Raw genomic sequence first — 20,492 nt, 5'->3', positions numbered from 1 at the left:
CGGTTGAGAAGTGCACACGCGGCTGGCGCTCTGCTACCCACTCGTTTGCCGCCGTGCAGGCGGTTGAGAAGTTGTGGGGCGTCCGCGGAGCGGATCGGGGTGCGTTTGCCGCCGTGCAGGCGGTTGAGAAGGCGTGCGAAGCTCCCGCAGCCGGGGTGCCACGGTTTGCCGCCGTGCAGGCGGTTGAGAAGTCGACGTCGGGGGGCGATGTGGCCGTCGGCTCGTTTGCCGCCGTGCAGGCGGTTGAGAAGTCGATCATCAAGCGCCGAATTTCGGCGGCGGCGTTTGCCGCCGTGCAGGCGGTTGAGAAGAGCCGCGAGCGGGTCGAAACCGAGCCCCATCTGTTTGCCGCCGTGCAGGCGGTTGAGAAGACGCGGGGAGTGGGTTTCTGTTTTCGTCTGTAGTTTGCCGCCGTGCAGGCGGTTGAGAAGACGCCGCCATCCAGATCGCGGGCGATTTATCCGTTTGCCGCCGTGCAGGCGGTTGAGAAGTATGAGGGCCTGCGAAACGCATCACTGTTTTCGTTTGCCGCCGTGCAGGCGGTTGAGAAGCATCGAAGCCCGGCAAAGTGGTGATAGAGATCGTTTGCCGCCGTGCAGGCGGTTGAGAAGTCCCCGACGGCAGCACCGTCCCCGCCTTCCAGGTTTGCCGCCGTGCAGGCAGTCAGGAAATCCACCTCGACCAAATCAGCTCAAACCCCGGCATCAAGTTTCCCCGCAGCCGGCCGTTAAGCCTTTACTGTGACGACGGCTGAAGTCACGCCCGAAGCGGACGAAGGAGAGCACCATGGCAACGACAGGCAGCGGCATCAACCAGACAGCGGCAAGCAGCGCAACGCAGGCCCCCCAGGCGGCAAAGGGCGTACAACGCAGCGAGAGCACCAGCCGCATGGCAAGCGCGGAAACGGTGCGCCACGAGCAGAACGCCGCGATCATCAGCGCATCGCTGCAGGTGTCGATCAAGGCCGGCAACGATTCGCTCGCCCTGCTCTACCGTTCGGCCATCGACCACCTGAACGAAGTGCTGGCTCCGGGGCAGAACGTGGACGTCATCGGCAAGGCCATGGAGCAGGACAACTCGCCCGAAGCCACCGCCGAACGCATCCTGAGCTTCGCCACCGGCTTCTTCGACGCCTATGCGGCGCAGCACCCCGGCAAGGCCCCCGAAGAACTCGCCCGCAACTTCACTGACCTGGTGCGGGGCGGCTTCGAAAAGGGCTTCAAGGAAGCGCGCGACATCCTGGACGGGCTGGGTGTGCTCGGCGGCAGCGACATCGAGAACGGCATCATGAAGACCTACGAACTGGTCTCCAAGGGCTTCGACGATTTCCTCGCCGCCAAGCTGAAGCCCGCTGCCGAGGGCGAAGCGCCGCAGCAGGCGGACGAAGGCTTGAGCCCGCGCTGAGGCTGGGGAGCGCAGACCTGGCCGACTGGGCCGCCAACGCTCCGGCATGCGCGACGGCATTCGTCGCCGCCTTTGCGGGGCTGTGGGCGGGCGCGCGGCTACGGGGTCGCCTGGAGCCGATGCAGTTCCAGCGCGTGCTTTATGGCGTCTTCCTGCTGCTGGGGCTCGTGATGGCCGGACGGTCGCTGTGACGGCTGCCAAGCCACAGCCATAGCGCCGTGCCCGCCAGCAGCACGGTGGCAATGGCGCTGGCCCAGCTCAGGGCATCCCAGCCGGCGACCCGGGCGTCGCCGATGAGCCGCACCAGCAGCGGGCCGGCGATCTGGCCTGCCGCGAAACCGGCGGTCATGCGCGCGAGAAGAGCCGTCGGATTGTCGGGCATGCGCTCGCGCGCCAGTTGAAGGCCCGCCATGGTCGTCACCATGAAGGTGCCGCCAACCAGCACCGCCGAGCCCGCCAGCCCCCACAGCGACTGCTGCAGCAAGGGCAGGAAGGTGCCCACGGCCATCACGCCCTGGGCAATCGCCCAGACCTTCCGGCGCGACCAGCCATGCAGCCAGCGCGAGGCAAAGGCGACCGACAGTGCCGCCGCCGTGCCGAAGATCGGCCAGGTGAGCCCGAAGACGAGCGGGTCGGCCACCAGTTGCCGTGCCATCGTCGGCAGGAAAGTCGCGGGGATGATGTAGCCGAAGCCGAACGCGCTGTAGCACAGCACCACGCCGAGGTTGCCGCGCCCGGCTGTCGACGCCGCCGGCCTTGGCGGAGCGGAAGCACCCGATGGCGCCGCCGCAGCGGACGACTCCGGAAGCTGCCGCAGCACATACGCAGCACCAAGGACGGCGAGCAGCCCGAGTTCCGCCCAAAGCACCACGGCGCTCTGCCCGCCGCCCAGCCAGGTCAGGACACCCGTTCCCGCGATGCCCAGGCCGACCCCGGTATACATCCACCCGCCGAGCGAGGTCGCATGCCGGCGGCTCAGTTCGGGCAGGCACCAGCCACTGGCGCAGACCAGCACCCAGGCGCTGAAAATGCCCGCACTGGCCCGAAGCGCCATGCCGAGCCACGGCAGCCCGGCATCGCCCCAGACCATCCCGAGCGTCGTCACGGCCACGCCGATCAGCCCGATCTGAAGCCCTCGCCGCGGGCTGCCCGCGAACCACGACGCACTCAGCGCGCCGAGCAGGTAGCCGAAGTAATTGGCCGTGGCCCACTCCGTGCCCGTCACCGCATCGAGGCTCCCGTCGCGCAGCATCAGCGGCATCATCGGCGTGAATGCAAACCGGCCGACGCCCATCGCAATCGCCAGCGCGACCAGGCCGATGAGGATGATCACCTGCGGCGACGGCGCCGACGAGGGTTGCCCAGCCGTGATGGAGCTGCCGAAGGAAGGCTTCATTGCTGGTACCGGACCGCCAGCATTTCCCCCGTTGCGCACACCTCGCCATCTGCCGACAGTGTCAGGTCCACCCACACCTTGCGGCCTTCCATGCTGCGCAGCTTCCCCTTGATGACGAGCTCGGTGCCCATCGGCGTGGGCCGGCGGAAGTCGACCTTCAGGGATGCGGTGACGTACCGGATAGGCTCGCCCTCCGCCCCCATCTCACGGTTCCGGGCCCGATGGGCAAAGGCCGCCGCGGAGGCCGCACCGTGGCAATCCAGCAGGGAGGCGATCAGGCCGCCATAGACGTGATGCGGAACGCCGCCGCTGTATTCGGGCTTCGGCAGGAAGCGGGCAATCGTTTCGTCGCCATCCCAATGGCTCTTCAGATGATGCCCTGCCGGATTGTTTCTGCCACATCCATAGCAATGGCTGAACTTCTCGGCATAGAAATCCTGGAATGCAATGCTCATTTCGTTTTCTCCGGCATGAGACCCATCGGGTCGCTCTACATTTGCGCAAGCGCCGCCATCACCAGCAGAAGGCTGATTGCGGACAGCAAGGTCTGAAAGGTGATGAGACCGGCCATCAGATGGCTGTCGCCACCCAGTTGGCGCGTAAGCACGTAGGCCGACGGCGCAGTCGGCAGGGCAAAGAACACCACCACGACGGCCGTCTCGATCTCAGGCAGCGCCAGCAGCCGTGCGCTCAGAAACGCGACCGCCGGCACCACGAGCAGCCTGATCAGGCTGTTGCCGAGCAGCGCGCCACCCTGCCCGCGCAATTCGTCGAGCTTCAACGCCGCCCCCACGCACAGCAGGCCCAGCGGCAGGCTGGTGTTCGCCAGCAGGGTCAGCAGCCTGTCCGTGCCCCATTTCAGCTCCAGCCCGGAAAGATTGAACAGCGCCCCTGCCAGGCAGGCCAGGATCAGCGGATTCCTGATCACCGGCACCAGCAGCGACATCACGCTCCTGCTCCTGTCGGCCGACAATGCCAGCACCGACAGTACGTTCACGGCCGGCACCAGCACCGCCAGGATCACCGCGGCGAACACCATGCCTTCCTTGCCGTACAGCCCACTGACGGCGGCAATGCCCAGATAGGTGTTGAAGCGCAGCAGGCCCTGGAGCTGGACACCGAAGCGGGCTGCGGGCCACTGCCTGATGCGGCGGGCGACGAGCAGGCCGGCCGTGACCACGCCCAGCACGATCACCAGGGCAGCGAGCAGTCGCGGCAGCGCCGGGTTGTTCAGCGGCGCGGCGCTGAGGCTGCTGAAGAGCAGCGCCGGAAACAGCACGAAGTAGTTGAACCGCTCCGCGCCCGGCCAGAACCCGGCCCCTGGGAAGCCGGAGCGCTGCATGGCATGGCCGGCCACGATCAGGACGAAGAGGGGCCAAAGCGAAACGAGTATGTGGCTCATCGGAATGCCATTCATCGCGCACCTGCCGGCGCGGCCTGCATGTTTTCGAGGCCGGCCGGGTTTGAACGAACCGCTGCCGGAAAAACTCAGCGGCCCAGCGAATAGAACTCCGCATTGGGCCGCATGCTCGTCACGTTGGCAATGCGATTGGACATGCCGAAGAAAGCCGAGATACCGGCGATGTCCCAGATGTCGTCGTCAGTGAAGCCGTGCGCCTTCAGCGCCTCGAAGTCGGCATCGCCTACCAGATGAGCCGATTGCGACACCTTCATGCCGAAATCGAGCATCGCCTTCTGGCGTTCGGTGATGTCGGCCTTGCGGTAGTTGGTGGCGACCTGGTCGGCGATCAGCGGATTCTTGGCGCGGACGCGCAGGATGGCGCCGTGCGCGATCACGCAGTACTGGCACTGGTTCACCGCGCTGGTCGCCACCACGATCATCTCCCGCTCGGCCTTGCTCAGGTTGCCGGGCTTTTCCATCAAGGCGTCGTGGTAGGCGAAGAAGGCGCGGAACTCGTCCGGACGGTGGGCCAGGGTCAGGAACACGTTGGGAACGAAGCCGGCTTTTTCCTGGACGGCGACGATCCGCTCGCGGATGTCCTCGGGCATGTCCTCGAGTGCGGGGACCGGGAAACGGCTCACTGCGGCCTGTTGTGCTTGAGTCATGTACTTCTCCTTCGAGTGATGAAGCAGATTTCGGGATCTGCAGGTTTTTATCGATTGACGTCCACGACGACGCGGCCGCGCACTTCGCCCTTCAGAATGCTTTCGGCCAGCGGGATCGCTTCAGCAAGGCCGACTTCACGGCTGATCCGGCCGAGCTTGGCGACGTCCAGGTCGCTGCCCAGGCGCTGCCACGCCACCAGGCGGTCGGCGCGCGGGCACATCACGCTGTCGACGCCCGCCAGGGTGACGCCGCGCAGGATGAAGGGCGCGACGCTCGCCGGCAGATCCATGCCCGCCGCCAGGCCGCAGGCCGTCACCACGCCGCGGTATTTCGTCGTCGCGCAGACGTTGGCGAGCACGTGGCTGCCGGCGACATCGACCGCGCCTGCCCAGCGCTCCCTGCCCAGCGGCTTGCCGGGGGACGAGAAGTCGGCGCGGTCCACCACTTCCTTCGCGCCGAGCGCCTTCAGGTAATCGGCATCCTTGGGCCGGCCGGTCATTGCCACCACCGTATAGCCCAGTTTCGCCAGCACCGCGACGGCGACGCTGCCCACGCCGCCCGCCGCGCCGGTGACGAGGATCTCGCCGTCCGCCGGCTTCACGCCGTGCCGTTCCAGGGCCAGCACGCACAGCATCGCGGTATAGCCCGCGGTGCCGATCGCCATCGCCTGCTGCGGCGAGAATGCCGCGGGCAGCGGCACCAGCCAGTCGCCGTTCAGCCGCGCCTTCTGCGCCAAGCCGCCCCAGTGCGTTTCGCCGACGCCCCAGCCGTTGAGCAGCACCGCATCGCCGGCCTTGTATTCCGGATGCGAGCTTTCCTCGACCACGCCCGCCAGGTCGATGCCCGGCACCATCGGGAACTTGCGCACCACCGGCCCCTTGCCGGTGATCGCCAGGCCGTCCTTGTAGTTGATCGTCGAGTGGCTGACGCGGACCGTGACGTTGCCCTCGGGCAGTTGCGCTTCGTCGATGTCCTTTACCCCGGCGCGGTAACCCGCTTCGTCCTTCTCGATCAGAATACCCTTGAACATCTCACCCTCCTTAATTTAGACCGACCGTCTAGTTACGATCAAAAAAATCAGCCTGCTGCCAGGCCGGCAAAGAAAAACCCTGCAAACACCTTGAGCGGCTTCGCGCTGCGCTCGAGCTTGGCACGCAGCACCGCGCCCTCCCAGCCGATCCAGAACACGGCGGCAAGCTGTTCGGTGTCGGCATCCGGGGCGATTTCCCCGGCCTTCTGCGCTTCGCGGAGGCAGGCCGCCAGACGCACCTGCCAATCCTCGAAGGTCTCCTTGAGCCGGTCGCGGAAACTCTCCGGCAGCGCACCCATCTCCTGGCCGAGATTGCCGATCAGGCAGCCGCGGCGGAATTCGTACCGAACCATGCCATCCGTCGCATCGGCCACGAAAGAACGCAGGCGGTCCAGCGGCGCAAGCGACGAATTGCCGAGATGGCGATCCAGCTTGCGGGCGAAAAACACTCCGTAGCGCTCGATCAGGTCGAGACCGAAAGCCTCCTTGCTGCTGAAGTAGTGATAGAAGGAGCCTTTCGGCACGCCGACGCGGCCGAGGACTTCCTCGATGCCGGTGGCGGAAAAGCCCTTCTCGGTGAGCACTTCCAGACCCGCGCGCAGCAACAGCTCGCGTGTCTCGATCAGGTTCTCACGCTGCCTGGGCGGCCTGCCGCGGCGACGAGGGGCTTGTTGTTCGACGTCCATGCAGCGACATTAAACCGATCGTCTCGTAAAATCAAGCAGAAAGACCGTCAGCCCGCACGCGACCTGCCACGCCACCAGGCCACGATCCAGCCGAGAACGGTGCCGGCAAGGCTGCCCATCAGCGCACTACCAACGACCAGAGGATATTCGTCCCTGAAGTGGAAACAGGCAAGCGCCGCGCCAATGCCAAAACCGGCAAAGGCAAACCGGCTGACCTGGCGCCGCCTTGCCTCGATGAACTCCTGCTCGTGGCGTTTGCGGCGGGCTTCCTGCTGGGCGCGGATGCCCGGCTCCAGCACCGCACGGGCGGCGGCGTCTGCTTGTGTCTTGTTCATGTGGTTACCAGGACTGAATCAGACCCCGTGGTTAACGCATGGAGTCTAACACCGGCCAGATCGCACTCCATCATGCATATGCCATCCGGCAGTTCGAGTGCTCGACGATGGAAATTGCAGAAAACAGCATCGCCACACACAACACACGTAACGTACGCCACAAACAAACGGCCGGCACTACCCTCTCTGAGCAGTACCGGCCGTTCGCCGAAACCTCAAATCCGCGCCGAACCCGGCGCCGCTTTCAGCCTCCCTGCACCAGCAAATCCCCGGTGATTTCGGCAACGTTCTTGACGCTGGTCAGCGTCATCGCCACACGCATTTCCTTTTCCAGCAGATCGAGCAGGTTGGTCACGCCCGCCTGCCCTTGGGCCGCCAGCGCGTAGATGAAGGCGCGGCCGATCATGGTGCAGTCGGCCCCCAGCGCGAGCATGCGCACCACGTCCAGGCCATTGCGGATGCCGGAGTCGACCAGGATCTTGATCTGCCCCTTCACCGCGTCGGCGATGGCGGGCATGGCCCGTGCCGACGACAGCACGCCGTCGAGCTGGCGGCCGCCGTGGTTGGAGACGATGATGCCGTCGGCGCCGAAGCGCACCGCGTCCTTGGCGTCTTCGGGGTCGAGGATGCCCTTGATCACCATCGGCCCTTTCCAGAACTCACGGATCCATTCCAGGTCCTTCCACGAGATCGAGGGGTCGAAGTTGGCCCCCAGATAGCCCATGTAGTCTTCCAGGTTGATGTCCTTGCCCATGTAGGTGGAGATGTTGCCCAGCGTGTGCGGCTTGCCCTTGAGGCCGACGTCGATGGCCCAATGCGGGTGCAGCGCGGCCTGGATGTAGCGGCGCAGGGCGGCGTTGGGGCCGCTCATGCCGGAGTGGGCGTCGCGGTAGCGGGCGCCGGGCACCGGCATATCGACGGTGAACACCAGCGTCGAGCAGCCGGCGGCCTGGGCGCGCTCGAGCGCGTTCTGCATGAAGCCGCGGTCCTTGAGCACGTAGAGCTGGAACCACATCGGGCGGCTGAGCTTGGGCGCGACTTCCTCGATCGGACACACCGACACGGTGGACATCGTGAAGGGGATGCCCTTCTTGTCGGCCGCCACCGCGGCCTGCACTTCGCCGCGGCGCGCATACATGCCGGTGAGGCCGACCGGCGCCAGCGCCACCGGGATGGAGAGCTTTTCGCCGAACAGTTCGATGCTGGTGTCGAGCTGGCTCATGTCCTTGAGCACGCGCTGGCGCAGCGCGACTTCGGCGAGGTCGTCGACGTTGCGGCGCAGGGTCTTTTCGGCGTAGGCGCCGCCATCGATGTAGTGGAACAGGAAGGGCGGCAGGCGCTTTTGCGCGGCAGCCCGGTAGTCACTGGCAGAGGAAATGATCATGGATTTGTCTTCCTGGGTATCTGGAGCGGGCTGGCGAAGCGTCAGCCCGGTTCATCGGGAATCAAGGTGGGCACGCGCGCTTCCTCGGGCAGGCGGCCGTAGCGGGCGCGCCTGGCGTCGTCGTCGTCGAAGCGGCGAACGGTGTCGCGCACGAAATCGAGGTGGTTTTCGATCAGTGCGCGCGCCTGCGGCGCATCTCCGTCGAGGATGGCCTGCATCAGTGTGCGGTGCTGGTCGGTGAGTTCGTTGATGGTTTCCGGTGAGCTCAGCGTGAACATGGTACGCCGGCTGTGCATGACGTTGGAGAACACCAGCTCGAACAGGCTGTGCATCACGCGCAGCAGGACCACGTTGTGCGAGGCTTCGGCGATGGCGAGGTGGAACTGCGCATCGGCGCGCGCGGACAGCTCGGCGTGGCCGCTCTGCTGGTGGCGCACCATGACGTCGTAGCAGCGCCGGATGCGGTCCTTGTCGGCCTGCGTCGCGCGCAGCGCGGCATGCCAGGCAGTGCTGCTTTCGAGCGCATGGCGGGCTTCCAGCACGTCGTAGCGGTATTCGGGGTCCGCAGTGAGCAGGTTGGCCAGAGGCTCGAAGGTGCCCGACAGCAGAAAACCCCGGTTGCGCTCCTGAACGTAGGTGCCCGCGCCCCGCCGGCTGTGGAGCACGCCCTGGCTGACCAGCTTCTGGATGGCTTCCCGCAGGGAAGGCCGGGACACCCCCAGTTGCTCGGCGAGCAGCCTTTCGGCCGGCAAGCGCTCGCCCGGCTGCCATTTGCCTTGCCGGACGAGGGTATGCAGTTGCTCGGCGATCTGATCAGCCAGGCGCATTGCGTGCCTCCTATCCTACTCAGTGTGCCGCATGGACGACCGGGATCATCCACGGGAAAACGTAAGCCTGCAGCGTCGTCATCGCGCCGATGATGGCGGCGAAGATCAGACTGTGCTTCACCGTGAAGCGGAACAGGTCGGACTCCTTGCCGGCCAGGCCCACTGCCGCGCACGCGATTGCGATGGATTGCGGCGAGATCATCTTACCGGTCACGCCGCCCGTGGTGTTGGCCGCCACCGTCAGCACTTCGGGCAGGCCCAGCTGCTGCGCCGTGGTGGCCTGCAGCGCGCCGAACAGGGCGTTGGCGGAGGTGTCGGAGCCGGTCAGGAAGACGCCGATCCAGCCCAGGAAGGGCGAGAAGAACACGAAGGCATCGCCGGTGTGCGCCAGCGCCAGCGCCAGCGTGGCGGACAGGCCGGAGTAGTTGGCGATGAAGGCGAACGCCAGCACCATGCCGATGGAGTAGATCGGCCACGCCAGGCTCTTCAGCGTATCGGCGAAAGTCTCGATCGCCTTGGCCGGCTTGAGGCGCAGGAAGACGATGGTCAGCAGCGCGCCGATCATGATCGCGGTACCGGTCGCGGAGAACCAGTTGAACGAGTACACCGCGCCATACGGCGCGGCCGCAGCGACCACCGGCGGCATCTTCTCGACCAGGTTGTGCAGCAGCGGCACCGGGATGTTGATGACCCAGTCGGACAGCGCACCATTGGCGGCGAACAAGGCCTTGAAGGGCTTCAGGCTCCACAGCGTCACCATCGCGGTCAGGATGATGAACGGTGACCATGCCTTGAGCACCGTGCCGACGGTCAAGTCCACCGGCGGCTTGTCCAGCCCGGCTGCAGCGCCTGCCGCGCTCGGGGGCGGCGTGCCGTCCTCGAGCTCGAAGCGGAAGATGCGCTTGGGTTGCCACACCTTGAGGAAGGCGGTCAGCGCCACCAGCGACACGATCGCCGAGGTGATGTCCGGCAGTTCGGGGCCGATGTAGTTGGCGGTCAGGAACTGCACGATCGCGAACGAGCCGCCGCCGACCAGCACGGCAGGCCAGGTTTCCTTGATGCCGCGCCAGCCGTCCATGATGGCCATCAGCCAGAACAGCACGATGATGGTCATGAACGGCAACTGGCGGCCAGCCATCTGGCCGATCGCGAACGCATCCACGCCCGACACCTGGCCGGCGACGATGATCGGAATGCCCATCGCGCCGAAGGCCACCGGCGCGGTGTTGCCGATCAGGCACAGGCCGGCGGCGTACAGCGGCTTGAAGCCCAGGCCGACCAGCAGCGCGGCGGTGATCGCCACCGGCGCGCCGAAACCGGCCGCGCCTTCCAGGAAGGCGCCGAAGCAGAAACCGACCAGGATCATCTGCAGGCGCTGGTCAGGGGTGACCGACAGGATCGACGAGCGGACGATGTCGAACTGTCCGGTCGCGATCGAGACCTTGTACAGGAACACCGCGGCAACGATGATCCACGCGATCGGCCACAGGCCGTAGAAGAAGCCGTATACCGCCGAGGCCAGCGCCGCCGAGACCGGCATCCGGTAGAAGATCAGCGCCACGGCCAGCGCCAGCACCACGGTGATGGTGCCGGCCACGTAGCCCTTCAGTCGCAGCTTCGTCAGTGCCAGAAAGAAGAAGATGATCGGTATCAGCGCAACCAGCGCCGAAATCCATACGTTCCCGGCGGGATCGTAGTTTTGTTGCCAGATGTGTTCCATTTTTCCTTCCTTGGTCGATGAACACGGCCTCTGAAGTTATCGCTCTCCAGCTTGGCCCCTTCTGCGCGCCAGTTGCCGAGGGCAGTTCGCCGCATTGGGCAGAACCCGCTCCCGCGCCGATCATATTGGTCATACCAAAACACGCCTGCCGCGCTGCGCGATTATATGGAGCCAGCCCTGGAGCAGGCATGTCGACAAGGCTGAAAAACACAGCTATTGGCACCCATTAGCAATTATTATCGAATTGGTCTTACCAAAAAGACGACAGATTCGCTTTCTCATCACACAGAAGACCCCAAAAACGCCAAGGCCGGCTCCCTCGAATCGAGGGGCCGGCCTTGGCGGTCAGGCTGACGGTGAAGCAGGGAGCGAGCGCTCAGCCCGCCAGCGCGCGTCCGATCACCAGGCGCTGGATGTCGCTGGCGCCTTCATAGATCTGGCATACCCGCACGTCGCGGTAGATGCGTTCGACCGGGAAGTCGGTGACGTAGCCGTAGCCGCCATGCACCTGGATGGCGTCGGAGCACACGCGCTCGGCCATTTCCGACGCGAACAGCTTGGCCATCGACGCCTCCTTGAGGCAGGGCCGGCCGGCGTCCTTCAGGCTGGCGGCATGCCACACGAGCTGGCGCGCCGCTTCCAGTTGCGTCGCCATGTCGGCGAGGCGGAAGTTGACCGCCTGGTGCTCGAAGATCGGCTTGCCGAAACTCTCGCGCTCCTGCGCATACTTGACCGCCGCTTCCAGCGCGGCACGCGCCATGCCGAGGCACTGCGCGGCGATGCCGATGCGGCCGGCTTCCAGATTGGACAGCGCGATCCTGTAGCCCTCGCCCTCCGCGCCGATCACCGAATCCGCCGGAATGCGGCAATTCTCGAACAGGATCTGCGTGGTGTCGGAAGCCTTCTGGCCCATCTTCTCCTCGATGCGCCCCACCTGGTAGCCGGGCGCATCCGCCGGCACCAGGAAGCAGGTGATGCCTTTCTTGCCCGCCGCCTTGTCGGTGACGGCGAAGACGATGGCGACGTCGGCATGCTTGCCGGTGGTGATGAACTGCTTGACGCCGTTCAGCACCCATTCGCCGCCCTCGCGCATCGCCGTGGTGCGGATGGCGGCGGCGTCGGAACCGACGTGGGGCTCGGTGAGGCAGAAGCAGCCCAGCTTCTCGCCCCGGGCCAGCGGCCTGAGCCAGGCTTCCTTCTGCGCCTCGGTGCCGAAGCGGTTGATGATGCCGCAGGGCAGCGAGTTCTGCACGCTGAGGATGGTCGAGGTCGCGCCATCGCCGGCGGCGACTTCCTCCAGCGTCAGCACCAGGCTCATGTAGTCCATGCCGGCGCCGCCCCATTCCTCCGGCACCACCATGCCGAGCGCGCCGAGTTCGGCCAGTTCTTTCAGCGCTTCGCGCGGAAAGGTGTGGTTGCGGTCCCATTCGGCCGCGAACGGCGCCAGGCGCTCCTGGGCGAAAGCGCGCATCGAGTCGCGGACGAGTTCCTGTTCCTGGGTAAGAATCATGTCAAACCTCTTCCGGAACGGCCTCAGCCGTCCCATTGCCTATCGGATCTGCGACACTGCCGAATCGGCCGTGTCGGGAGTTTGTGGAGCAGTCGGGGACTGTCCGAGCGACCGCAGGGAGCGAGTTCCGCAGACTGCGGAGCAAATCCCCGGCGTGGCCGGCGGTTCAGGGCACGAATCGCCAGAACCGCACGGACGCCGCAGCGGACAGCCTCGGCCCGGTTCAGCCGCCGCAGCCGACCGCGGCGTCGACCTCGATCGCCATCGCCGTCGCCTCGCCGCCGCCGATGCACAGGCTGGCGACGCCGCGCTTCAGCCCGCGCTTGCGCAGCGCGCCGATCAGCGTCACCAGGATGCGGGCGCCGGAAGCGCCGATCGGGTGGCCCAGCGCGCAGGCGCCGCCATTGACGTTGACCTTGTCGTGCGGCAGCTTCATCTCGTGCATCGCCGCCATCGTCACCACGGCGAAAGCTTCGTTGATCTCCCACAGATCGACGTCCTCGGTGCGCCAGCCGGCCTTGTCCAGCACCTTCTGCATCGCCCCCACCGGCGCGGTGGTGAACCAGGCCGGCTCCTGCGCATGGGTGGCGTGGCCGACGATGGTGGCGACCGGCTTCAGCCCGAGCCTGTCGGCGGTGGACCTGCGCATCAGCACCAGCGCCGCGGCGCCGTCCGAGATCGAGCTGGAGTTGGCCGGCGTCACCGTGCCGTCCTTGCGGAAAGCCGGCTTCAGCGCCGGGATCTTGTCGATCTGCGCCTTCAGCGGCTGCTCGTCCTTGTCGACGACGACATCGCCCTTGCGCCCGGACACCGTCACCGGCGCGACTTCCCAACTGAAATCGCCGTTGTTGATCGCGGCCTGGGCGCGGGTGGTCGAAGCGATGGCGAATTCATCCTGCGCCTGGCGGCTGAAGCCGAAGTGGCCCGCGCAGTCCTCGGCGAAAGTACCCATCAGGCGGCCCTTGTTCTCCTTCGAGTAGCTGTCTTCCAGGCCGTCGAGGAACATGTGGTCCAGCGTCTGGCCATGGCCGAGGCGGTAGCCGGCGCGCGCCTTGGGCAGCAGGTAGGGGGCGTTGGACATCGACTCCATGCCGCCCGCGACCATCACCTCGTTGGTGCCGGCCAGGATCAGGTCGTGCGCCAGCATCGTGGCCTTCATGCCCGAACCGCACACCTTGTTGATCGTGGTGCAGCCGGCCGACAGCGGCAGGCCGGCGCCGAGCGCGGCCTGGCGGGCAGGCGCCTGGCCAAGACCGGCGGGCAGCACGCAGCCCATGATCACTTCCTGCACCTGCTCGGGCGCCAGGCCGGCGCGCTCGACCGCCGACTTGATGGCGGCGGCGCCGAGCTGCGGCGTGCCCAGGCTGGACAGCTCACCCTGGAAGCCGCCCAGCGGGGTGCGGGCGGCGGAAACGATGACGACGGGATCGGACATTCCATTCTCCTGTTTTGATACCTTGTTGCGAACCGCGCTCATTGACCGAGCGCTTCGAGCGCCGCGACATAGCGCGGCATGAGATCCTGCGGACGGCCCACATTGAGCCCCAGGTCACGGATCAAGCCGTTCTTGAGGCCGTAGATCCAGCCATGCACGGTGAGGCGCTGGCCGCGCCGCCAGGCGTCCTGCACGACCACGGTCTGGGCGACGTTGACCACCTGTTCGAGCACGTTCAGTTCGCACAGGCGGTCAGGGCGCAATTCGGGCGGCAGCGTATCGACCGCCTGCAGGTGGCGCACATGCACGTCCTGCACATGGCGCAGCCACAGGTCGACGAGGCCGACGCGGGCGCGGTCGAGCGCCGCCTTGACGCCGCCGCAGCCATAGTGGCCGACCACCATGATGTGTTTCACCTTCAGCACATCCACCGCGTACTGGATCACTGCCAGGCAGTTCAGGTCGGTGTGTACGACGACGTTGGCGACATTGCGGTGGACGAAGACTTCGCCCGGCAGCAGGCCGACGATCTGGTTGGCCGGCACGCGCGAATCGGAACAGCCGATCCACAGGTATTCCGGGCTCTGCAGGTGGGACAGCTTCTCGAAGAAGGCGGGGTCGAGCTGCTGCATCTGGCGCGACCAGGCCTGGTTGTAGTCGAACAGGTGCAGCAGGCTTTCGTTGTTCGCCTGCTCCTCGGACCACTGCGCGAGGTCGAGGGTGAGGAAGATCGTGCCTTCGATCGGGCTCGGGTAGTAGGCCGGCGCCTCGGTGAAACCCAGCTCGCGGTACAGCTTCATCGCGATGCGCATCGCCGGCAGGGTGTCGAGCAGGATGCGGCGGTAGCCCAGCGCCTGCGCCGCCTTGATCGCCGCCAGCGCCAGCTTGCGGCCCACCCCGTGGCCGCGCGCCTCGGGGTCGACGTAGAGCCGCTTCATCTCGCAGACACCGTCGGAAAAGCGCCGCACGCCGACACAGCCGGCCGGGCGGCCGTCCAGTTCGGCGAAGAACAGGCGCCCGTCGGCCTCGCCATAGGCGCCCGGCAGGTTCGCGACCTCGTCGGCGAAACCCTGGTAGCTGAGATCGACGCCCAGCCAGGCAGCGTAGTTGCGGAAGAACTGGCGCACCTGCTCCAGTTCGGCCGTATCGGACGGCGTCAATGCACGCAGGTTCAGGGACATGCAAGCTCCTCGGATGGTGGTGGCGTCAGTCTTCGACCCTCAGCCCTGGCGCTCGTTCTTGCCCTGCATGGCCATGATGGTCTGCTGCATGATCGCGCACAGCGTCCAGCGCTCGTCGCGGATCGCAAACACTTCGGCCCTGGTGATGATCAGCGTGCGGCCGGGCTTGATGACTTCGCCGCGCGCCACCAGGCGCTGGCCGTCGGCCGGGGCGACGAGATTGAGCTTGTATTCCACCGTCAGCACGCTGCTGTCGGCCGGCGTGAGCGTGTTGGCGGCATAGCCGGCGGCGGAATCCGCGATCATCCCGACCACGCCGCCGTGGATGTAGCCGTGCTGCTGGGTGATCTCGGACTTGTTGGGCAGGTGGACCTCGGTATAGCCCGGCTCGATCACGGCCAGTTGCGCACCGATCAGCGCCATGGCCTGCTGGAGCTCGAAGCTCGCCCGCACACGCGCGGCATAACCGGGGTCCCTGGGCTGAAACTGCGGCATTTCCGGGCGCATGGCGGTCTCCTGGGCGGGCGTGGTCTGGCGGTGTTCTCGTATTCCGGGGCGTATTTTCTTTGTTTTTACGTTTACGTCAACGTAATATTGGATTCAACGGAATCGCGCCGCACCGCTCAGTCGGTGTCGGCCCGGCCGGTACCGACGCCGTCGATATGCCTGACCAGCTTCGCCCTCGCCGCCGCAGCGCCTGCGGCATTGTGGCCGAGCAGAGCATGGCATTGCTGTTCGAGCATGTCGATCTCGAGCAGCACCGCCTCGATGTCGAGCCGCTGCTGTTCCAGCGCCGCACGGCGCTCCTTCAGCACGTCGAGGAAGAGTTCGAGCTGTGAAGCGGAATTGCGCACACCGCCGTACATGTCGAGCAGCTCGCGGATCTCGGCAAGCGACAGGCCCAGGCGCTTGCCTCGCAGCGTGAGCTTGAGGCGGGTGCGGTCGGCCTTGGTGTAGATGCGGGCACGCCCGGCGCGGGCCGGGGTCAGCAAGCCCTGGTCTTCGTAGAAACGAATCGCACGGGGCGTGATGTCGAATTCGCGTGCGAGCTCGGTGATGGTGTAGGTTTGTTCGTCGCCCATGAGTGGTCCGGGATGGCCGCTGACACCGCATGAGGCGCGGCACAAACAGCAAGATATTGTTTTATAAGCCAAAAATTAAACAAAACAGCGAGAGTTAAGCAGATTTCGGCGGTTTGAGCAACGCCAGGCCGCCACAAGCCCGCTCCCGCACAGCCCCACGAGGAAGACAGACCGATGTCCCCACTGCACTACCCCTTTCCCGACCTCCCCGCCACGGCCCAGGCCGCCGAAGTCGCGCCCGGCGTGCATTGGCTGCGGATGCCCCTGCCCTTCGCGCTCGACCACATCAACCTGTGGCTGCTGGACGACGGCGACGAACGCGTGATCGTCGACTGCGGCTATGGTTCGGACGAAACCCGCCAGGCCTGGGCCAGCGTGCTCGATGCCGATCCGCGCCCGGTCACGCGCGTCGTCGTCACCCACCACCATCCGGACCACGTCGGCCTGGCGACCTGGCTGGCCGTGCGCAATGGCGCCAGCATACACATGACGCTGGGGGAATATCTCCTCGGCCACGCCATCTGGCAGCAATTGCCGGGATACAACGTGCAGGACATGGTGGCGCAGTTCCGCGCCCACGGCCTCGACGATGCCCCGGCGACGGCCCTGGCAACGCGCGGCAACGCCTACCGCCGCGGCATCCCCGAGCTGCCTTCGCGCTACGAGCGCCTGCGCCACGGCAGCATCCTGCCGATCGACGGACGGGAATGGCGCGTCATCGTCGGCTATGGCCACGCTCCCGAGCACGCCAGCCTGTACTGCGCCGAGCTCGGCGTGCTCATCTCCGGCGACATGCTGCTGCCGCGCATCTCGACCAACGTCAGCGTCCATGCTGCAACGCCGCATGACGACGCCCTCGGCTATTTTCTCGACTCGATCCAGGAACTTTGCAACTTGCCCGATGAGACGCTCGTGCTACCATCGCACGGCAGACCTTTCACGGGTATCCGGTCGAGAGTGGCGCAGCTCGTCACCCACCACAGCGAGCGCTGCGCCGCACTGCAGGCCGAGTGCCGCAGCGCACGAACGGCAGGCGAAGTGCTGGCGACACTGTTTCCGCGCGAGCTGGACACCCATCAGGTCATGTTTGCCATGGGGGAGGCCATTGCCCACCTCAACTACCTGGAGGAGCGAGGAGAGCTCCGCCGGGAAATCGGCACGGATGGCCTGATCCGTTTCATCGATAGCAAACAATGAAAAAACCTGCCGGAGAGACATTCCGGTCGCCAACCAGGAGTTCAAACAAGATGGCTGCACCTTCCACCGAAACCCCTCGCGCCGAATTGCCCGATCCGCAGGAGGTCGCCAAGACCTACGCCGACGTTGCCCGCCGTGCCTCGCACCTGATCAGCGATCACGTGAACCGCCAGTTGAAGAAGGGCATCACCGCCCCCGCCGACGAACTGGGCATCGCCCAGGCCTTCATGGACATGATGGCCAAGCTGCTGTCGAACCCGTACAAGCTCGCCCAGGCCCAGATGAACCTGGTGTGGGACTACTTCTCGCTGTGGCAGCACTCGATGATGCGCTTCGCCGGCCTCAACGCCTCGCCGATCGCCGCCCCCGAGAAGACCGACAAGCGCTTCAAGGACGAAGAATGGGAACAGCACTTCCTGTTCGACTTCATCAAGCAGTCCTACCTGATCGCCGCCCGCCACATCCATGACACCGTGTGCTGCGTCGACGGCCTGGACGAACAGACCCAGAAGAAGGTCAACTTCTATACCCGCCAGTACATCGACGCGCTGTCGCCGTCGAACTTCGCCGTCACCAACCCCGAGGTCTTCCGCGAGACCGTCAAGAGCGGCGGCCAGAACCTGCTGAAGGGCCTGAACAACCTGCTGCGCGACGTCGAGGACGGCGGTGGCCAGCTGCGCGTCAAGATGACCGACACCACTGCCTTCGAACTGGGCAAGAACGTCGCCACGACGCCGGGCAAGGTCGTGTTCCAGACCGACATGATGCAGCTGATCCAGTACACGCCGAGCACCGACAAGGTGCTGAAGAAGCCGCTGCTGATCGTGCCGCCGTGGATCAACAAGTTCTACATCCTCGATCTGCGCGAGAAGAATTCGTACATCAAGTGGTGTGTCGACCAGGGCCACACCGTGTTCGTCATCTCGTGGGTGAACCCGGACGAGCGCCATACGGACAAGCTGTTCGACTCCTACCTGCTGGAAGGCACGATCGCCGCACTCGACGCCATCGAACGGCAGACCGGCGAGAAGTCGGTCAACGCCGCCGGCTACTGCCTGGGCGGCACCCTGCTCGCCACCACGCTGGCCTACCTGGCCGCCAAGAAGCAGTCCGGCCGGATTTCGGCCGCGACCTTCTTCACCACCATGACCGACTTCTCCGATCCGGGCGAACTCGGCGTGTTCATCGACGAAGGCCAGGTCTCCAGCCTCGAAAAGAAGATGTTCGAGCGCGGCTACCTGGAAGGCTCGGAAATGGCCGGCACCTTCAACATGCTGCGCGCCAACGACCTGATCTGGTCCTTCGTGGTCAATAACTACCTGCTGGGCAAGGATCCGTTCCCGTTCGACCTGCTGTACTGGAACTCGGACTCCACCCGCATGCCGGCCAAGATGCACAGCTTCTACCTGCGCAAGCTGTACATGGAAAACCGCCTCGTCGAACCGGGCGGCATCAGCGTCGACGGCGTGCCGATCGACCTCGGCAAGATCAAGACGCCGTGCTACTTCATCTCGACCATCGAAGACCACATCGCGCCGTGGAAGAGCACCTACCTGGGTGCGCGCAACTTCGGCGGCCCGGTGCGCTTCGTGCTGGGCGGCTCGGGCCACATCGCCGGCATCGTCAACCCACCGGCGGCCAACAAGTACGGCTACTGGATCAACCCGGCCGCCAAGCTGCCCGGCAGCCCCGACGACTGGCTGGCCGGCGCGCAGCAGCACCCGGGTTCGTGGTGGACCGACTGGCAGGCGTGGCTGACCGCCATGGACAGCGAGCAGGCCGAGCCGCGCGACCCCGCCAAGGGCAAGCTGAAGGTGCTGGAAGACGCCCCGGGCTCCTTCGTCAAGATGCGCATCGACGCCACGCAAGCGGCCTGATCGCGGCGAAGCGGCCGGAAGCGAGCGGGGAGGGGCGACCCTCCCCGTTTTTCGTTGCCGCCGCCTGCCATGCCCTCCATGCGCCCCCGGCTCGTCCTCGACACCAACACCATTCTCGCACTGTGGATGTTCCGCGACCCCCGCCTCGCGCTGCTGCGCGGCTGGATCGAGGGCGGTGCCTGCACGCTCGCGTCGCGCGAGGACGCGCTGACCGAGTTGCGGCACGTGCTCGCCTACTCCCGGTTCGGGCTCGGCGAGGATGCGCAGCATGCGCTGCTGGCGGACTATCGCAACCAGGTCGAGGTCCTGCCGGAAATGGCCGAAGGCGAAACGCGCGCGCTCCCCGTCTGCCGCGACGGCGACGACCAGAAATTCCTCGAGATCGCCTTCGACGCCGGCGCCAGCCACCTGCTGACGCGCGACAAGCTGCTGCTGCGGGCCGGCCGGCACCGCCTGCTGCGCGGCCGCTATCGGGTGATGACGCCCGAGCGCTTCAGCGCCGAAACACTCGCTCCGGCAGCGGCGCCGGAACGCTGATCGGCCACCAGGCCGGCCAGGCGGCGGCGCAGCGCGATCAGGTAGCGCAGCCCGGCGACCGCCCGGCTGCCATACCACGACACCATCTCGCCGTCGATCAGCGTCGCGGGGCGCTTGCCCAGCGCCTCGACTTCCGCCAGATGGCTTTCCTTGAAACGATAGGGTTCGGACGACAGGAACACCCGCCCGGCCTGTTCCGCCAGCGGCCACTCGAACACCGGATAGCGCGTCTGCGCCTCCTCCGGCAAGGTACGCCAGCCGACGGTTTCGAGCATCGCCGCAATATAGGTGCCGCGCGCCACCGTCATCCACGGTTGCCGCCAGATCAGATACAGCACCGCTTCGTCGGCCAGGCCCGCACGCAGCGCGGCGGCATCGTCCAGCGCGGACTGCAGCGCGGTGCACAACCTTTCCGCTGCGGCTTCGCAATCGAACACGCTGCCGAACAAACGATACAACTGGAGGTTGTCGGCCGGCGTGCACGGATGCGTGACGATCACATGCGGCACGAATGCCGCCAGCTCATCGACCGTTTCCTTGCGGTTCTCGTCGATATTCACGATCAGGTGCGTCGGCGCGAGCGCCTTCAGCACATCGACCTTCACGTCCTTGGTGCCGCCGACCTTGGGCACTGCGCGCAGGGCGTCGCGGGGATGGATGCAGAAGCCGGTGCGGCCCACCAGCCGCTCGCCCAGGCCCAGGTCGAAGATCAGCTCCGTCAGCGACGGCACCAGCGAGACGATGCGGGCCCCGGGTCCCGCCGGCGCGTGCGCATGGCCGAGGGCATCGACGTTGGTCCGGCGATTGCTCATCCCTGCCCCGC

20 protein-coding genes and 1 CRISPR repeat array (1 of these 21 cut by a window edge) are annotated in these 20,492 nt (G+C 66.1%); of the genes, 4 read left to right on the top strand and 16 right to left on the bottom strand.

From position 1 onward, the window contains the following. A CRISPR array of direct repeats spans positions 1-671; the repeat unit is 28 nt; unit sequence GTTTGCCGCCGTGCAGGCGGTTGAGAAG (it extends 677 nt beyond the left edge of the window). A 115-nt stretch (positions 672-786) separates the two neighbouring features. After that, the gene (locus ACNQFN_RS03590) at positions 787-1,404 is read left to right on the top strand and encodes a DUF5610 domain-containing protein (protein WP_418647976.1); all 618 of its coding nucleotides are present in this window, start codon (positions 787-789) and stop codon (positions 1,402-1,404) included. A gap of 139 nt (positions 1,405-1,543) precedes the next feature. Here the strand turns inward: ACNQFN_RS03590 and ACNQFN_RS03585 are convergent, their stop codons facing one another. The 15 genes from ACNQFN_RS03585 to ACNQFN_RS03515 all read right to left on the bottom strand — a co-directional run bounded on the left by ACNQFN_RS03585 (position 1,544) and on the right by ACNQFN_RS03515 (position 16,058). Next, entirely contained in the window at positions 1,544-2,800 is a 1,257-nt protein-coding gene (locus tag ACNQFN_RS03585; RefSeq protein ID WP_418647975.1) for a YbfB/YjiJ family MFS transporter, read from the bottom strand. Next, the gene (locus ACNQFN_RS03580; RefSeq protein WP_418647974.1) at positions 2,797-3,255 is read right to left on the bottom strand and encodes a PaaI family thioesterase; all 459 of its coding nucleotides are present in this window, start codon (positions 3,253-3,255) and stop codon (positions 2,797-2,799) included. The genes ACNQFN_RS03585 and ACNQFN_RS03580 overlap by 4 nt, the downstream gene beginning before the upstream one ends. A 35-nt stretch (positions 3,256-3,290) precedes the next feature. Beyond that, positions 3,291-4,202, bottom strand: a complete 912-nt coding sequence (locus ACNQFN_RS03575) for an AEC family transporter (RefSeq protein WP_418647973.1) — start codon at positions 4,200-4,202, stop codon at positions 3,291-3,293. An 86-nt stretch (positions 4,203-4,288) separates the two neighbouring features. Continuing rightward, positions 4,289-4,867 (bottom strand): peroxidase-related enzyme, encoded by a 579-nt coding sequence (locus ACNQFN_RS03570; RefSeq protein ID WP_418647972.1) that lies wholly within the window; start codon positions 4,865-4,867, stop codon positions 4,289-4,291. Positions 4,868-4,914: 47 nt separating this feature from the next. Next, positions 4,915-5,898 carry an MDR family oxidoreductase gene (locus ACNQFN_RS03565; RefSeq protein WP_068636281.1) on the bottom strand — a complete coding sequence of 328 codons (984 nt, stop codon included), beginning with the start codon at positions 5,896-5,898 and terminating at the stop codon, positions 4,915-4,917. Between the two features lie 47 nt (positions 5,899-5,945). Beyond that, positions 5,946-6,521, bottom strand: a complete 576-nt coding sequence (locus ACNQFN_RS03560; RefSeq protein ID WP_418648957.1) for a TetR/AcrR family transcriptional regulator — start codon at positions 6,519-6,521, stop codon at positions 5,946-5,948. Between the two features lie 110 nt (positions 6,522-6,631). Further along, on the bottom strand, positions 6,632-6,919 hold the full coding sequence (locus tag ACNQFN_RS03555; protein ID WP_068636280.1) for a hypothetical protein: 288 nt from the start codon (positions 6,917-6,919) through the stop codon (positions 6,632-6,634). A gap of 244 nt (positions 6,920-7,163) precedes the next feature. Then, positions 7,164-8,303 carry an FMN-dependent L-lactate dehydrogenase LldD gene (gene lldD / locus ACNQFN_RS03550; protein WP_068636279.1) on the bottom strand — a complete coding sequence of 380 codons (1,140 nt, stop codon included), beginning with the start codon at positions 8,301-8,303 and terminating at the stop codon, positions 7,164-7,166. 41 nt (positions 8,304-8,344) lie between these two features. Beyond that, on the bottom strand, positions 8,345-9,130 hold the full coding sequence (lldR, locus tag ACNQFN_RS03545; protein WP_068636278.1) for a transcriptional regulator LldR: 786 nt from the start codon (positions 9,128-9,130) through the stop codon (positions 8,345-8,347). 19 nt (positions 9,131-9,149) lie between these two features. Next, positions 9,150-10,850, bottom strand: coding sequence for an L-lactate permease (gene lldP / locus ACNQFN_RS03540; RefSeq protein ID WP_068636277.1), 1,701 nt, complete (start codon positions 10,848-10,850; stop codon positions 9,150-9,152). 376 nt (positions 10,851-11,226) lie between these two features. Further along, positions 11,227-12,360: an acyl-CoA dehydrogenase gene (locus tag ACNQFN_RS03535; RefSeq protein WP_068636276.1), complete on the bottom strand. Its 1,134-nt coding sequence runs from the start codon at positions 12,358-12,360 to the stop codon at positions 11,227-11,229. Between the two features lie 223 nt (positions 12,361-12,583). Next, the gene (locus ACNQFN_RS03530) at positions 12,584-13,795 is read right to left on the bottom strand and encodes an acetyl-CoA C-acetyltransferase (RefSeq protein ID WP_418647971.1); all 1,212 of its coding nucleotides are present in this window, start codon (positions 13,793-13,795) and stop codon (positions 12,584-12,586) included. A gap of 38 nt (positions 13,796-13,833) precedes the next feature. Next, positions 13,834-14,976: a carbonate dehydratase gene (gene can / locus ACNQFN_RS03525; protein ID WP_418647970.1), complete on the bottom strand. Its 1,143-nt coding sequence runs from the start codon at positions 14,974-14,976 to the stop codon at positions 13,834-13,836. A gap of 39 nt (positions 14,977-15,015) precedes the next feature. Then, a complete protein-coding gene (locus ACNQFN_RS03520) occupies positions 15,016-15,483 on the bottom strand; it encodes a PaaI family thioesterase (protein ID WP_418647969.1) in 468 nt (155 codons plus the stop codon). Between the two features lie 116 nt (positions 15,484-15,599). After that, positions 15,600-16,058, bottom strand: a complete 459-nt coding sequence (locus tag ACNQFN_RS03515) for a MerR family transcriptional regulator (RefSeq protein WP_418647968.1) — start codon at positions 16,056-16,058, stop codon at positions 15,600-15,602. Positions 16,059-16,232: 174 nt separating this feature from the next. Here ACNQFN_RS03515 and ACNQFN_RS03510 point away from each other — a divergent pair, with 174 nt between their 5' ends. The 3 genes from ACNQFN_RS03510 (at position 16,233) to ACNQFN_RS03500 (ending at position 19,669) form a co-directional block, all read left to right on the top strand. Further along, the gene (locus ACNQFN_RS03510) at positions 16,233-17,255 is read left to right on the top strand and encodes an MBL fold metallo-hydrolase (protein ID WP_418647967.1); all 1,023 of its coding nucleotides are present in this window, start codon (positions 16,233-16,235) and stop codon (positions 17,253-17,255) included. A 50-nt stretch (positions 17,256-17,305) separates the two neighbouring features. Then, a complete protein-coding gene (phaC, locus tag ACNQFN_RS03505; RefSeq protein ID WP_418647966.1) occupies positions 17,306-19,132 on the top strand; it encodes a class I poly(R)-hydroxyalkanoic acid synthase in 1,827 nt (608 codons plus the stop codon). Positions 19,133-19,210: 78 nt separating this feature from the next. Next, positions 19,211-19,669, top strand: coding sequence for a putative toxin-antitoxin system toxin component, PIN family (locus ACNQFN_RS03500; RefSeq protein ID WP_088178855.1), 459 nt, complete (start codon positions 19,211-19,213; stop codon positions 19,667-19,669). Here the strand turns inward: ACNQFN_RS03500 and ACNQFN_RS03495 are convergent. Further along, entirely contained in the window at positions 19,600-20,481 is an 882-nt protein-coding gene (locus tag ACNQFN_RS03495; RefSeq protein WP_083953524.1) for a helical backbone metal receptor, read from the bottom strand. The genes ACNQFN_RS03500 and ACNQFN_RS03495 overlap by 70 nt on opposite strands. Between the last annotated feature and the right edge of the window lie 11 nt (positions 20,482-20,492).

It is taken from the genome of Thauera butanivorans (genome assembly GCF_048398245.1).
Lineage (GTDB): Bacteria > Pseudomonadota > Gammaproteobacteria > Burkholderiales > Rhodocyclaceae > Thauera > Thauera butanivorans.
Note: the sequence above shows the minus strand (reverse complement) of the source record. Positions and strands in the feature narration are given on the sequence as shown.

Bases quoted from the DNA above. Each gene is read 5' to 3' on its own strand.
- ACNQFN_RS03510 (WP_418647967.1), top strand. From the start codon at position 16,233: ATGTCCCCACTGCACTACCCCTTTCCCGACCTCCCCGCCACGGCCCAG.
- ACNQFN_RS03580 (WP_418647974.1), bottom strand. From the start codon at position 3,255: ATGAGCATTGCATTCCAGGATTTCTATGCCGAGAAGTTCAGCCATTGC.
- ACNQFN_RS03520 (WP_418647969.1), bottom strand. From the start codon at position 15,483: ATGCGCCCGGAAATGCCGCAGTTTCAGCCCAGGGACCCCGGTTATGCC.
- ACNQFN_RS03565 (WP_068636281.1), bottom strand. From the start codon at position 5,898: ATGTTCAAGGGTATTCTGATCGAGAAGGACGAAGCGGGTTACCGCGCC.
- ACNQFN_RS03590 (WP_418647976.1), top strand. From the start codon at position 787: ATGGCAACGACAGGCAGCGGCATCAACCAGACAGCGGCAAGCAGCGCA.
- lldP (WP_068636277.1), bottom strand. From the start codon at position 10,850: ATGGAACACATCTGGCAACAAAACTACGATCCCGCCGGGAACGTATGG.
- ACNQFN_RS03555 (WP_068636280.1), bottom strand. From the start codon at position 6,919: ATGAACAAGACACAAGCAGACGCCGCCGCCCGTGCGGTGCTGGAGCCG.
- ACNQFN_RS03495 (WP_083953524.1), bottom strand. From the start codon at position 20,481: ATGAGCAATCGCCGGACCAACGTCGATGCCCTCGGCCATGCGCACGCG.
- phaC (WP_418647966.1), top strand. From the start codon at position 17,306: ATGGCTGCACCTTCCACCGAAACCCCTCGCGCCGAATTGCCCGATCCG.
- lldD (WP_068636279.1), bottom strand. From the start codon at position 8,303: ATGATCATTTCCTCTGCCAGTGACTACCGGGCTGCCGCGCAAAAGCGC.
- ACNQFN_RS03570 (WP_418647972.1), bottom strand. From the start codon at position 4,867: ATGACTCAAGCACAACAGGCCGCAGTGAGCCGTTTCCCGGTCCCCGCA.
- ACNQFN_RS03585 (WP_418647975.1), bottom strand. From the start codon at position 2,800: ATGAAGCCTTCCTTCGGCAGCTCCATCACGGCTGGGCAACCCTCGTCG.
- lldR (WP_068636278.1), bottom strand. From the start codon at position 9,130: ATGCGCCTGGCTGATCAGATCGCCGAGCAACTGCATACCCTCGTCCGG.
- can (WP_418647970.1), bottom strand. From the start codon at position 14,976: ATGTCCCTGAACCTGCGTGCATTGACGCCGTCCGATACGGCCGAACTG.
- ACNQFN_RS03500 (WP_088178855.1), top strand. From the start codon at position 19,211: ATGCGCCCCCGGCTCGTCCTCGACACCAACACCATTCTCGCACTGTGG.
- ACNQFN_RS03515 (WP_418647968.1), bottom strand. From the start codon at position 16,058: ATGGGCGACGAACAAACCTACACCATCACCGAGCTCGCACGCGAATTC.
- ACNQFN_RS03575 (WP_418647973.1), bottom strand. From the start codon at position 4,202: ATGAGCCACATACTCGTTTCGCTTTGGCCCCTCTTCGTCCTGATCGTG.
- ACNQFN_RS03530 (WP_418647971.1), bottom strand. From the start codon at position 13,795: ATGTCCGATCCCGTCGTCATCGTTTCCGCCGCCCGCACCCCGCTGGGC.
- ACNQFN_RS03535 (WP_068636276.1), bottom strand. From the start codon at position 12,360: ATGATTCTTACCCAGGAACAGGAACTCGTCCGCGACTCGATGCGCGCT.